At 74.3% G+C, this 12,541-nt stretch carries 10 protein-coding genes; 7 read left to right on the top strand and 3 right to left on the bottom strand.

The window, feature by feature from the left end; translation table 11 throughout:
* Position 1 precedes the first annotated feature (1 nt).
* Complete coding sequence (locus ACGFZL_RS07645; RefSeq protein ID WP_393690017.1) at positions 2-1,396, bottom strand: MFS transporter; 1,395 nt, start codon at positions 1,394-1,396, stop codon at positions 2-4.
* 105 nt (positions 1,397-1,501) lie between these two features.
* Between ACGFZL_RS07645 and ACGFZL_RS07650 the strand changes: the two genes are divergently transcribed.
* The 6 genes from ACGFZL_RS07650 to ACGFZL_RS07675 all read left to right on the top strand — a co-directional run bounded on the left by ACGFZL_RS07650 (position 1,502) and on the right by ACGFZL_RS07675 (position 9,799).
* On the top strand, positions 1,502-2,437 hold the full coding sequence (locus ACGFZL_RS07650; RefSeq protein WP_355167790.1) for a LysR family transcriptional regulator: 936 nt from the start codon (positions 1,502-1,504) through the stop codon (positions 2,435-2,437).
* Positions 2,438-2,598: 161 nt separating this feature from the next.
* Positions 2,599-4,125 (top strand): aldehyde dehydrogenase family protein, encoded by a 1,527-nt coding sequence (locus ACGFZL_RS07655; RefSeq protein ID WP_393690018.1) that lies wholly within the window; start codon positions 2,599-2,601, stop codon positions 4,123-4,125.
* Between the two features lie 44 nt (positions 4,126-4,169).
* Complete coding sequence (locus ACGFZL_RS07660) at positions 4,170-5,702, top strand: GMC family oxidoreductase (RefSeq protein WP_393690019.1); 1,533 nt, start codon at positions 4,170-4,172, stop codon at positions 5,700-5,702.
* Positions 5,699-6,898, top strand: coding sequence for a glycine betaine/L-proline ABC transporter ATP-binding protein (locus ACGFZL_RS07665; protein ID WP_393690020.1), 1,200 nt, complete (start codon positions 5,699-5,701; stop codon positions 6,896-6,898). The genes ACGFZL_RS07660 and ACGFZL_RS07665 overlap by 4 nt, the downstream gene beginning before the upstream one ends.
* Entirely contained in the window at positions 6,898-8,850 is a 1,953-nt protein-coding gene (locus tag ACGFZL_RS07670) for an ABC transporter permease (RefSeq protein ID WP_393690021.1), read from the top strand. Before ACGFZL_RS07665 ends, ACGFZL_RS07670 begins: the two co-directional genes overlap by 1 nt.
* 1 nt (position 8,851) lies before the next feature.
* Positions 8,852-9,799: an ABC transporter substrate-binding protein gene (locus ACGFZL_RS07675; protein WP_393690022.1), complete on the top strand. Its 948-nt coding sequence runs from the start codon at positions 8,852-8,854 to the stop codon at positions 9,797-9,799.
* Positions 9,800-9,808: 9 nt separating this feature from the next.
* Here the strand turns inward: ACGFZL_RS07675 and ACGFZL_RS07680 are convergent, their stop codons facing one another.
* Complete coding sequence (locus ACGFZL_RS07680) at positions 9,809-10,531, bottom strand: isocitrate lyase/phosphoenolpyruvate mutase family protein (protein WP_393690023.1); 723 nt, start codon at positions 10,529-10,531, stop codon at positions 9,809-9,811.
* Complete coding sequence (locus ACGFZL_RS07685; protein ID WP_393690024.1) at positions 10,528-11,073, bottom strand: carboxymuconolactone decarboxylase family protein; 546 nt, start codon at positions 11,071-11,073, stop codon at positions 10,528-10,530. The genes ACGFZL_RS07680 and ACGFZL_RS07685 overlap by 4 nt, the downstream gene beginning before the upstream one ends.
* A gap of 47 nt (positions 11,074-11,120) precedes the next feature.
* On the opposite strand from ACGFZL_RS07685, the gene ACGFZL_RS07690 reads away from it, so the two are divergent.
* Positions 11,121-12,515: a PLP-dependent aminotransferase family protein gene (locus ACGFZL_RS07690; protein WP_393690025.1), complete on the top strand. Its 1,395-nt coding sequence runs from the start codon at positions 11,121-11,123 to the stop codon at positions 12,513-12,515.
* Positions 12,516-12,541 lie beyond the last annotated feature (26 nt).

Raw genomic sequence — 12,541 nt, forward strand, 5'->3', positions numbered from 1 at the left:
CTCAGCCCACCGGCTCCTTCGGGCGGCGCACGGCCGGTTCGGCCGCCACCGCGCGGGGCGTGCGGTAGCCGGCGACCACCGCGGCCGTGGCCGCCAGGACCAGCACCGCCACCGTGCGAAGGGCCGGGCCCATGCCGTGCGCGAGGTCGGGGTGGGCGGCCAGCACCGTGCCGGCCACCGCCACGCCCAGGGCCGCGCCCACCTCGCGCGCCGAGGTGCCGAGCCCGGAGCCGAGCCCGCCCTGGTGCGGCGGCAGCGAGGTGACGACCCCGAGGGTGAGCGCCGGCATCGACAGGCCCGCGCCGGCCGAGATGACCACCATCCAGCAGGCGTACAGCGCGTACGGCGTCCCCGCGTCCGCCGTGGACGTGCCGAGCAGGCCCAGGCCGATCAGCGCGAGCCCGGCGCCTACCACCGGGCGGGGGCGCCAGGCCCGCCGGGCGGCGAACTTGGGCACCAGGGTCATGCCGGCGATGAGCGGCAGGATCGCCACGCCGGTGCGGGCGGCGCCGTAGCCCTTGAGGTCCTGGAGGTACTGGGAGTTGACGTAGAACAGGGCGAACAGGCCGAAGAAAGCGGTGGCCATGCCGAGGACCGAGGCGCGCAGCCGGGGCGCGGCGAAGACGCGCGGGTCGAAGAGGGCGGCGGGGGAGCGCAGGGCGTACCGGGTGAAGGTCGCCAGCAGCAGGGCGCCGGCCGCGAAGGAGGTCAGGATCGCGGGGGAGGCCCAGCCGCGGTCGGGGCCCTCGATGATGCCGAACAGCAGCGCCACCAGGCCCGCGGTGACCAGCCCGGCGCCGAGCGGGTCGAGGGAGCCGTGCGGGGAGCGGGCGGTGCGCGGGGTGGTGAGCGCGACGGCGGCGGCCAGCAGCGCGGCCACCGGCACCATCAGCACGAACAGCGCGCGCCAGCCGAGGTACTGCCCGGCGAGGCCGCCGCCGAGGTTGCCGGCCGCGCCGCCCAGGCCGATGGCCAGCGTCCAGGAGGCCATGGCCTGCGCGCGGCCCGCCGGTCCGGCGAGGTGGAGCATCAGCGACATGGTGGCCGGCATGATCAGCGCCGCGCCCGCGCCCGACACCGCCCGCCCGGTGATCAGCAGCGCCGGGTCCTGGGCGAGCGCGCTGGCGGCGGCGCCCGCCGCGAAGAGGCCGAGCCCGGCGAGCAGGGCGCCCTTGCGGCCGTACCGGTCGCCGAGGGCGCCGGCGGGGATGAGCAGGCCGGCGAAGACGATGACGTAGGCGTCGACGGTCCACAGGATCTCGCTGTGCGCGGGGTGCAGCGCGGAGGCGGCCAGTTGCGGGATGAGCAGGTTGATCGCGGCGACCATGCTCTGGGCGACCAGGACGCAGGCGCACAGGGCGAGTGCGGTGGACCGCTTCAGGGCGTGCGGGGGCATGGCTCCTCCCGGAGCGGAGTGGGGTGCGGTGGATTGGCTTCTCCGTCACCGTAGGCTCGATGGTGGCCTTACCTCCAGTGCAACCTTTGCAAGGAGTACTTGCGTATGACGCAATCCGATCCGGCGAGCGCCCCCGGCGCCCTCGACCTCAACCTGCTCCTTGCCCTGGACGTCCTCCTGGAGGAGCGCAGCGTCCAGGGCGCCGCCCGCCGCCTGCACCTCTCCGAGCCGGCGACCAGCCGCACCCTCGGCCGGATCCGCAAGGCCCTCGGCGACCCGGTCCTGGTCCGGGCCGGGCGGCACATGGTGCCCACCCCGCGCGCCCTGGAGATCCGGGCCGAGGTCGGCGCGGTCGTCGAGCGGGCGCGGGCGCTGTTCACCCCGCCCGCCGGCACCGACCTGCGCACGGTCACCCGCACCTTCACGATCCTCGGCCAGGACGCCGTGGCCGCCTCCTACGGCCCCGCCCTCTTCGCCCGCGCCGCCGTCGAGGCGCCCGGCGTGCGGCTGCGGTTCCTCAGCGAGAGCCACCTCGACGTGCCGCTGCTGCGCGAGGGCACCGCCGACCTGGAGGTGGGCGTGATCGACACGGTGGCGCCCGAGGTGCGCGTCGAGCTGTGCCGCGAGGACCGGATGCTGGGCGTGGTCCGCGCCGGGCACCCGCTGCTGCGGGGCGAGCTGACGCCGGAGCGCTTCGCGACCGAGGCCGACCACCTGACGGTCTCCCGGCGCGGCCGGCTGCACGGCCCGGTCGACGCGGCCCTCGCCGAGCTGGGCCTGACGCGCCGGGTGGTCGGCAGCGTCGGCACCTTCTCGGCCGCCCTGCTCGTCCTGCGGGACACCGACCTGGCCGGCCTGCTCACCTCCTGGGCGCTGCCCCCGGCCGCCGCCCTAGGCCTCACCGCCTTCGAGGTCCCGCTGCCCCTGCCCCCGCTGCGGATGGGCCTGGCCTGGCACCCCCGCCACGACGCCGACCCGGCCCACGCCTGGCTGCGGGCGGCGGTGCGGGAGCTGCTGACGGCCCCGGAGGGCGACTTGTAGTCCGTGATGTCCCTGTTCGCCCGCATTCGTAGTGACGCGGCCCACTTTCCATGCGGGATTCGGCATGGCTTCCCAGGGCACGGGCATGTGCTCCCGGTCCCCGTGGGTGACATCCGTGTCACGCAGGGGCACCGAACAGGAACGGAAGGCAAGTACCGATCATGGCGGACAGCACAGACCAGCACGCGGGGCGGACCCTTCACGTGGGAGGGGAGTGGCGCGGCGCCGTCTCCGGGGCCACGCGCGAGATCGTCGACCCCGCGGACGGCCGGCCGTTCGCCGTGGTCGCCGAGGGCGACGCGAAGGACGCCGACCTGGCCGTGGCCGCGGCCCGCGACGCCTTCGCCGGCGGCGAGGGCGCCTGGCCGCGCACCCCGGTCGCCGAACGCGCCGCCCTGCTGCGCCGGGTGGCCGACCTGCTCGTGCGGGACCGCGAGGAGATCGGCCTGCTGGAGAGCCGGGACGCGGGCAAGACGGTCGAGGAGGGCCGGGTCGACGTGGACTGCGTCGCCGACGCCTTCCGCTACTTCGCCGACCTGGTCGCCGCCGAGGCGCCGGGCCGGGTGGTGGACGCGGGCACGCCCGAGGTGCACAGCGTGGTCGTGCACGAGCCGGTCGGCGTGTGCGCGCTGATCACACCCTGGAACTACCCGCTGCTCCAGGCGAGTTGGAAGGTCGCCCCGGCCCTCGCCGCCGGCAACACCTACGTGCTCAAGCCCAGCGAGATCACCCCGCTGACGACCATCGCCCTGCACCGCCTGCTCGCCGAGGCCGGCCTGCCCGACGGCGTCGCCAACCTCGTCACCGGCCCCGGGCACACCGTCGGCGCCCGCCTCGCCGAGCACCCCGACGTCGACCTGGTCTCCTTCACCGGCGGCCTGGTCAGCGGCACCAAGGTCGCCCAGGCCGCCGCGCCCGGCGTGAAGAAGGTCGCCCTGGAGCTGGGCGGCAAGAACCCGAACGTCGTCTTCGCCGACGCCTGCGCCACCGACGAGTCCTTCGACACCGCCGTCGACCAGGCCCTCAACGCCGCGTTCATCCACAGCGGCCAGGTCTGCTCGGCCGGCGGCCGGCTGATCGTGGAGGAGTCGGTCCGCGAGCGCTTCGTCACCGAACTCGCCCGCCGCGCACGCCTGATCCGCCTCGGCCGCGGCACCGCCGACGGCGTCGAGTGCGGCCCGCTCGTCTCCGAGCAGCAGCGCGCCAAGACGGAGGACTTCGTCGCCTCCGCCCTCGCCGAGGGCGCCGAGCTGCGCTGCGGCGGCAAGCGCCCCGAGCCCTCCGAACTGCGCCCCGAGGGCGGCTACTTCTACGAGCCGACCGTCCTCGACCGCTGCCACCGCGAGATGCGCGTGGTGCGCGAGGAGGTCTTCGGGCCCGTCCTCACCGTCGAGACCTTCCGCACCGAGGACGAGGCCGTCGCCCTCGCCAACGACACCGAGTACGGCCTGGCCGGCGCCGTCTGGACCGCCGACGCGGGCCGCGCCCGCCGGGTCGCGGGGCGGCTGCGCCACGGCACCGTCTGGATCAACGACTTCCACCCCTACCTGCCGCAGGCCGAGTGGGGCGGCTTCGGCAAGTCCGGCACCGGCCGCGAACTGGGCCCCGCCGGGCTCGCCGAGTACCGCGAGACCAAGCACGTGTACCAGAACCTCGCCCCGAAGCCGGTCCGCTGGTTCGCCGGCTGACCGCACCCCGACTTCTGCTCTTCCCGCCCTCCAGGAGTACCCCTATGCCTGAAACCACCCACACATACGACTACGTCGTCATCGGCGGCGGCACCGCGGGCTCGGTCATCGCCTCCCGGCTGACCGAGAACCCGGACACCACCGTCGCCGTCATCGAGGGCGGCCCCAGCGATGTCGGCCGCGACGACGTGCTCACCCTGCGCCGCTGGATGGGCCTGCTCGGCGGCGACCTCGACTACGACTACCCCACCACCGAGCAGCCGCGCGGCAACAGCCACATCCGGCACAGCCGCGCCCGCGTCCTCGGCGGCTGCTCCTCGCACAACACCCTCATCGCCTTCAAGCCGCTGCCCTCCGACTGGGACGAGTGGGAGGCCGCCGGCGCCACGGGCTGGGGCGCGGTGCAGATGGAGGCGTACTGGGCCCGGCTGCTCAACAACATCGTGCCGGTCGACGAGAAGGACCGGAACGCCATCGCCCGCGACTTCGTGGACGCCGCCCAGGAGGCGCTCGGCGTGCCGCGCGTCGAGGGCTTCAACGCCAAGCCGTTCACCGAGGGCGCCGGCTTCTTCGACCTCGCCTACCACCCCGAGGACAACAAGCGCTCCTCGGCGTCGGTGGCGTACCTGCACCCGGTGATGGACGAGCGCCCCAACCTCACCCTGATGCTGGAGACCTGGGCGCACCGCCTGGAGCTGGACGGCACCCGCGCCGACGGCGTCCACGTGCGCACCAGGGACGGCGAGGAGATCTACGTCCGCGCCCGCACCGAGGTCGTGCTGTGCGCCGGCGCCGTCGACTCCCCGCGCCTGCTGCTGCACTCCGGCATCGGCCCCCGCGCCGACCTCGACGCGCTCGGCATACCCGTCGCGCACGACCTGCCCGGCGTCGGCGAGAACCTGCTCGACCACCCCGAGTCGGTGATCGTCTGGGAGACCGAGGGACCCATCCCGGAGAACTCGGCGATGGACTCCGACGCCGGCCTCTTCGTGCGCCGCGACCCCGAACACCCGGGCCCCGACCTGATGTTCCACTTCTACCAGATCCCCTTCACGGACAACCCGGAGCGACTGGGCTACGAGCGCCCGGAGTTCGGCGTCTCGATGACCCCGAACATCCCCAAGCCCAAGTCCCGCGGACGCCTCTTCCTCACCAGCGCCGACCCGTCCGTGAAGCCCGCCCTGGACTTCCGCTACTTCACCGACGAGGACGACTACGACGGCCGCACCCTCGTCGACGGCATCCGCATCGCCCGCGAGATCGCCGCGACGCAGCCGCTGGCCGGCTGGCTCAAGCGCGAGGTGTGTCCCGGCCCGGACGTCACGGGTGACGAGGAGCTGAGCGAGTACGCCCGCAAGGTCGCCCACACCGTCTACCACCCGGCCGGCACCTGCCGGATGGGCGCCGCCGACGACGCCGGGGCCGTGGTCGACCCCGAACTGCGTGTCCGGGGCCTGTCCAACCTCCGGATCGCCGACGCCTCGGTCTTCCCGACCATGCCGGCCGTCAACCCGATGATCGGGGTGCTCATGGTCGGGGAGCGCGCCGTCGAGCTGATCGGTGGTGACGCCCGATGAACACGGTCATCAACGAGACGACGTCCGAGCGCCCCCCGGTGTTCTCCGTGGACGGCCTGTGGAAGGTCTTCGGCCCGAAGGCCGACCGCGTCCCCGCCGACACGGAGTTGTCCGCCCTGGACCCGGCCGAGCTGCGCGCCCGCACCGGCTGCACCGCCGCCGTCCGCGACGTCTCCTTCGACGTGCGCAAGGGCGAGGTCTTCGTCGTCATGGGCCTCTCCGGCTCCGGCAAGTCCACCCTGGTGCGCTGCCTCACCCGGCTGATCGAGCCGACCGCCGGCACCATCGCCATCGACGGCGAGGACGTCCGCGCCATGGACCGCGCCCGGCTGCGCGAACTGCGCCGCCACCGCGCCGCGATGGTCTTCCAGCACTTCGGCCTCCTCCCGCACCGCACCGTCCTCGACAACGTGGCCTACGGCCTGGAGGTCCAGGGCATGGGCCGCGCCGAGCGCCGCGAACGGGCCGCCGCCATCGTCGCCAAGGTCGGCCTGGAGGGCCTGGAGCAGCGCCGCCCCGGCCAGCTCTCGGGCGGCCAGCGCCAGCGGGTGGGCCTGGCCCGCGCGCTCGCCGTCGACCCCGAAGTCCTGCTCTTCGACGAGCCGTTCAGCGCGCTCGACCCGCTGATCCGGCGGGACATGCAGGAGGAGGTCGTCCGGCTGCACCGAGAGGAGGGCCGCACGATGGTCTTCATCACCCACGACCTCCAGGAGGCCCTGAAGCTCGGCGACCGCATCGCCCTGATGCGCGACGGCCGCGTCGTGCAGCTCGGCACCCCGGAGGAGATCGTCGGCTCCCCGGCCGACGACTACGTCCGCGAGTTCGTCCGCGACGTCCCCCGCGAACAGGTCCTCACGGTCCGCACCGCGATGCGCCCCGCCACCTCAGCCGACGAGGCGGGCACGGGCCCGTCCCTCCGCCCGACGGCAACGGTCACGGAGGCGATAGAGGCAGTGGCCCGAGCCGGCGAACCGGCCCGAGTCATGTCAGACGGCCGCCTCCTGGGCATGGTCGACGCGACGGACCTCCTGTCGGTGGTGGCAGGCGCATCCCACCCAGCTGCGGGCAATCGTGCCGCTGGGGCGGCACGGGTGGGCGCTGGGGGTACCCCCTGCTCGAAGAGCTTGGGGGAGGCACCCCGCGACGCCGGGCTGCGGACACCCCCCGCCGCCAGCCCCGACGAGGAGCCGGTGTGATGGCAACGATCACCGCACCGACCCGAAAGACGTCCACGCCGGCCATCCTCACCAACAGAGCCGTCCGCAAGCTCCTCATCCTGGCCGTGGCCGCCGCGATTCTGGTCCCCCTGGCCCACACCCGGTGGTCGAGTGGAAGTTGGCCCGACGCCCTCACAGTCGACCTGTCGAGCCCCCTCGGCAACGCCAGCGACTGGATCATCGACAACAGGGACACCCACCCCCTGTTCCTGTACTTCCTGGGCCACATCAGCAACGCGATCGTCATAGCCGTAAGGGCCGTCTACCTCACCCTCCTGGCCCTCGGCTGGGCCGGCGTCACGGCAGTGGCAGCCCTGACGGCCTGGCGCACGGCCGGCGTGAAGCTGGCCCTGGGCACCACGGCCGCCTTCCTCGCCTGCGGCGCCCTCGGCATGTGGGTCCCGACGATGCAGACCCTCGCCCTGATGGTCGTGGCCGTCCTCGCCTCGGTCATCGTGGGCGCCCTCCTGGGCCTCGCCGCCGGCCTCTCGGAGCGCACGAACCGCCTCCTCCGCCCCGTCCTGGACACGATGCAGGTACTCCCCGCCTTCGCGTACCTCCTCCCCGTGGTCCTGGTCTTCGGCATCGGCGTCCCCGCCGCCGTCCTGGCCACCGTCGTCTACGCCGCCCCGCCGATGGCCCGCCTCACCGCCCTGGGCCTGCGCGGCGCCGACAAGGAGGTCCTGGAGGCGGTCACCTCCCTCGGCACCACCCCCCGCCAGCGCCTCCTCACCGCCCGCCTCCCGCTGGCCCGCAAGGAACTCCTCCTCGGCGTCAACCAGACGATCATGATGGCGCTGTCGATGGCCGTCATCGCCTCAGTCATCGGCGCCGGCGGCCTCGGCGACCGCGTCTACCAGGCCCTCGCCTCCGTCGACGTCGGCGCCGCCCTCGCCGCGGGCATCCCGATCGTGCTGCTGGCGATCGTCCTGGACCGCGTCACCGGCGCGGCGGGCGAGCGCATCGGCGAGGCGGCACCGGCCGACGGCGCCCGCGCCAAGTGGCTCTACGCCCTCGCGGCAGCCGCCGCCATAGCCATCGCCGCCCGCCTCGCCGGCGCCCTGGACTGGCCCGGCGCCTGGGAGGCGGACATCGCCGAGCCGGTCAACCGCGCCGTCGACTGGATGACCGCGCACCTCTACTCCGGCGTCCCCGTCATCGGCGGCACCGCCGACTGGGCCGCGCACTTCACCACCTGGGTGCTCAACCCCTTCCGGGACGCCCTGTTCTGGCTCCCCTGGTGGTCGGTGCTGCTGATCGTCGCCGCCCTTGCCTGGCTGATCGGCACCTGGCGCACCGCGCTCACCGCCGTCCTCGCCATGGCCGCGACCGGCGTCCTCGGCGTGTGGAAGCCGTCCCTGGACACGCTCTCCCAGGTCCTCGCCGCCGTCGCCGTCACCCTCGTCCTCGGCTTCGCGACCGGCATCGCCGCCGCCCGCAGCGACCGCTTCGAGCGCGTGCTCCGCCCCGTGCTGGACGTCTTCCAGACGATGCCGCAGTTCGTGTACCTGATCCCGGTCGTCGCCCTGTTCGGCGTCGGCCGCGCCCCCGCCGTGGCGGCGGCCGTCGTCTACGCCCTCCCGGCCGTCGTGCGCATCACCGCGCAAGGGCTGCGCCAGGTCGACCCGGCCGCCCTGGAATCGGCGCGCTCGCTGGGCGCCACCAGCGGCCAGCAGGTCCGCCAGGTCCAACTCCCGCTCGCCCGCCCGGCGCTGCTGCTCGCCGTCAACCAGGGCGTGGTGCTCGTCCTCGCCGTCGTGATCATCGGTGGCCTGGTCGGCGGCGGCGCGCTCGGCTACCAGGTCGTGTTCGGCCTGGCCCAGGGCGACCTGGCCAGCGGACTGGTGGCCGGCGCGGCCATCGTCTGCCTCGGCCTGATGCTCGACCGGGTGACCCAGCCGACCGGCCGCCGTACGACGAAGGGAGCCTGACATGCGCGTACGCACCACACTCGCGGTCGGCTCGCTGCTGCTGCTCACCGGCTGCGGCGCCGCCGACATGACCAAGCAGGCCTCGCCCTACGCCAATGCCCAGGGCAGCCGCACCGTGACCCTCTCCGTGCAGTCGTGGGTCGGGGCGCAGGCCAACGTGGCCGTCGCCCAGTACCTCCTGGAGCACGAGCTGGACTACCGCGTCGACACCGTCCAGGTCGACGAGGTGCCCGCCTGGGACGCGCTCAGCCAGGGCCGGGTCGACGCGCTCCTGGAGGACTGGGGCCACCCCGAGCAGGAGCAGCGCTACGTCGAGGACAAGAAGACCATCACCGGCGCCGGCGACCTCGGCGTCACCGGGCACATCGGCTGGTTCGTCCCGACCTACTTCGCCAAGGAGCACCCGGACGTCACCGACTGGCGGAACCTCGACAAGTACGCCGCGCGACTGCGCACCGCGGAGAGCGGCGGCAAGGGCCAGCTCCTGGACGGCTCCCCGTCCTACGTCACCAACGACAAGGCGCTGGTGCAGAACCTCAAGCTGGACTACCAGGTCGTCTTCGCCGGCTCCGAGGCCGCGCAGATCACCCAGATCAAGCAGTTCGCCAAGGAGAAGAAGCCCTTCCTGACCTACTGGTACACCCCCCAGTGGCTCTTCGAGAAGGTCCCGATGACCGAGGTGAAACTCCCGGCGTATCAGGACGGTTGCGACGCCGACCCGGCGAAGATCGCCTGCGCCTACCCGCGCACCCCCCTCCAGAAGTACCTCAACGCGGACTTCGCGAAGGAGGGCGGCAAGGCGGCGGCGTTCCTGAAGAAGTTCCACTGGAAGACGGAGTACCAGAACGACGTCTCCCTGATGATCGCCGAACAGAAGCTGTCCCCGCAGGAGGCGGCGAAGAAGTGGGTGGACGGCCACGAGTCCGTGTGGAAGGCGTGGCTGCCCTAGCCCCGGCCCTCAGCCGCGCAGATCGCCGGCGATCTCCGCGAGGGCCCGCGCGGCGGCCCGTTGCAGCCCCGGTCCGAAGGTGATCCGGGTGGCCCCTCGCTCGCCCAGTTCGGCGGGGGAGGGGCCGTCGCCGACCCCGGCGAAGACGTTGAGTGGTCCGGTGGTGCCCGCCCGCAGTGCCGGGATCGCGTCGGGCGGGGCGCCGATCGGGTAGACGCAGTCGGCGCCCGCGGCGACGTAGAGCGCGGCCCGCTCGACGGCCGCGGCGGTGGGGTCGGGGGCGCCCCGGACGTAGGTGTCCACGCGGGCGTTGAGGAACAGCCGGTCCCCGGCCGCCTCCCGCACCTCCGCCAGCCAGTCGGCGTGGGCGCGCGCGTCGCGGAGCACGCCGTCCCGGGAGTCCTCCAGGTTGCAGCCCACCGCGCCGGCCTCCAGGAGCCGCTCCACCAGCTCCTTCGGCGCGAGCCCGTACCCTCCCTCGACGTCCGCCGACACGGGTACGTCCACGGCCCGCGCGATCCGCGCGACCGCCGCGAACATCTCGTCGGCCGGGGTCGCCCCGTCCTCGTGGCCGAGGGAGGCGGCGATCCCGGCGCTGGGCGTGGCCAGCGCCGGGTAGCCGGCCGCCTCGAAGACCCGGGCACTGGCCGCGTCCCACGGGCCGGGCAGGACGAGGGGATCGCCCGGCGCCCGGCCGTGGTGCAGCGCCCGGAACGTGTCGGCGCCGCTCACGCGTACTGGCCCGGCGTGTAGTGGCCCGGGGCGAGGCGGCAGGCCACGCCGAAGCGGTTCCAGGCGTTGATCACCGTGATGGCGGCGATGAGCTGCACCAGCTCGGCCTCCTCGAAGTGCTTCGCGGCCGTCTCGTACACGGCGTCCGGCACGAAGCCGTCGGTGAGGACGGTGACCGCCTCGGTCAGCTCGATCGCGGCCAGCTCCTTCTCGGTGTAGAAGTGCCGCGACTCCTCCCACGCGCTGAGCTGGATGATCCGCTCCACGCTCTCGCCGGCCGCGAGGGCGTCCTTGGTGTGCATGTCGAGGCAGAAGGCGCAGTGGTTGAGCTGGGACGTGCGGATCTTCACCAGTTCCCTGAGCTTCGGGTCGAGGCCCTGACCGGCGGCCTTCTCCAGGCGGAGCATCGCCTTCCAGACCTCGGGGGCGTGCTTGGCCCACTCCACGCGGGGGGCGTGCTCGGTGGCGAAGGCGTCGCTGGTGGTGGTCGTGGCGGTCGCGGTGGTCGTGGCGGTCGTGGTGGTGTCGTCGTTCTCGCTCATGTGATCAACCCTAGGGAGCAGGCAGCCCAGGAGTATGGTCCATTCCCATGGCGAAACCCTGGGCCACTTACGGCGTCGACCTGCACCTCGACCGCTCCGGACCCGGCCTGCGCCGCGGCCTGACCGACGCCCTGCGCGCGGCCGTCCGCACCGGCCGCCTCGCCCCCGGCACCCGGCTGCCCGCGTCCCGCTCCCTCGCCGTCGACCTCGGCGTCGCGCGCAACACGGTCGCCGAGGTCTACGGCGACCTGGTCGCGGAGGGCTGGCTCACCGCCCGCCAGGGCTCCGGCACCCGCGTCGCCGAACAACCCCCCGCCGCCCCCGCGCCGCCCCCGTCACCGAGCCGCCGCCGCGAGCCGTCCCGCCCCGCCTACGACCTGATCCCCGGCACCCCCGAACTGGCCTCCTTCCCCCGCGACCAGTGGCTGAGGGCGGCCCGCCGCGCCCTCGCCGCCGCCCCCGACCGCGCCCTCGGCTACGGCGACCCGCGCGGCCTCGCGACCCTGCGCACCGCCCTCGCCGGGTACCTCGCCCGCGCCCGCGGGGTCCACGCCGACCCGGACCGCATCGTCGTCTGCGCCGGCTTCCTCGGCGGCCTCGGCCTGCTCGCCGACGTCCTGCGCCGCCGGGGCGAGCGCGCGATCGCCACCGAGTCCTACGGCCTCCCGCACCACCGCGACCTGATCCGGCGCGGCGGCTGCGCCACACCGGCGCTCCCGTGGGGCGAGCACGGCACCCGCCCCCCGCACGATGGGCTGCGGGCCGGGGCGGTGCTCCTCACCCCGTCCCACCAGTTCCCCATGGGTGGCGTCCTGCGCCCCGAGGACCGCACCGCGCTCACCGCCTGGGCCCGGGACACCGGCGGCCTGATCCTGGAGGACGACTACGACGGCGAGTTCCGCTACGACCGCCAGTCCGTCGGCGCCCTCCAGGGCCTCGCCCCCGACCACGTCGTCTACCTCGGCACCGCCAGCAAGTCCCTCGCCCCCGGCCTGCGCCTCGGCTGGCTGGTCCTGCCCCCGTCCCTGGTGGAGGAGACCGTCGCCGCCCTGCCCGGCCGCGTCCCCGGCGTCCTCGACCAGCTCACCCTCGCCGAGTTCCTCACCTCCGGCGGCTACGACCGCCACGTCCGCGCCGCCCGCCTGCGCTACCGGCGCCGCCGGGACGCCCTGGTCACCGCCCTGGCCGAACGCGCCCCCGACGTCCGGGTCACCGGCATCGCGGCCGGCCTGCACGCGGTCCTCCGCCTGCCCCCCGGCACCGAGCAGTCGGTCCACCGCGCCGCCGCCTGGCACGGCCTGGCCGTGGGCGCCCTCTCCTCCTTCCGCCACCCCGAGGCGGACGTCCCCCCGCAGGACGCGGTGGTCGTGGGCTACGGCACGCCGCCGGACCACGCCTGGGCGGGGGCGCTGGACGCGCTGTGCGGGGCGCTGGGAAGTTGAGGGACAGGAGTGCCCAGCGGCTGCCG

Source organism: Streptomyces sp. NPDC048182 (assembly GCF_043202555.1).
In the GTDB taxonomy this organism is placed as follows: domain Bacteria; phylum Actinomycetota; class Actinomycetes; order Streptomycetales; family Streptomycetaceae; genus Streptomyces.

Excerpts from the sequence above, each read along its gene's own strand:
- ACGFZL_RS07645 (WP_393690017.1), bottom strand. The coding sequence starts at position 1,396 with ATGCCCCCGCACGCCCTGAAGCGGTCCACCGCACTCGCCCTGTGCGCC.
- ACGFZL_RS07650 (WP_355167790.1), top strand. The coding sequence starts at position 1,502 with ATGACGCAATCCGATCCGGCGAGCGCCCCCGGCGCCCTCGACCTCAAC.
- ACGFZL_RS07655 (WP_393690018.1), top strand. The coding sequence starts at position 2,599 with ATGGCGGACAGCACAGACCAGCACGCGGGGCGGACCCTTCACGTGGGA.
- ACGFZL_RS07660 (WP_393690019.1), top strand. The coding sequence starts at position 4,170 with ATGCCTGAAACCACCCACACATACGACTACGTCGTCATCGGCGGCGGC.
- ACGFZL_RS07665 (WP_393690020.1), top strand. The coding sequence starts at position 5,699 with ATGAACACGGTCATCAACGAGACGACGTCCGAGCGCCCCCCGGTGTTC.
- ACGFZL_RS07670 (WP_393690021.1), top strand. The coding sequence starts at position 6,898 with ATGGCAACGATCACCGCACCGACCCGAAAGACGTCCACGCCGGCCATC.
- ACGFZL_RS07675 (WP_393690022.1), top strand. The coding sequence starts at position 8,852 with ATGCGCGTACGCACCACACTCGCGGTCGGCTCGCTGCTGCTGCTCACC.
- ACGFZL_RS07685 (WP_393690024.1), bottom strand. The coding sequence starts at position 11,073 with ATGAGCGAGAACGACGACACCACCACGACCGCCACGACCACCGCGACC.
- ACGFZL_RS07690 (WP_393690025.1), top strand. The coding sequence starts at position 11,121 with ATGGCGAAACCCTGGGCCACTTACGGCGTCGACCTGCACCTCGACCGC.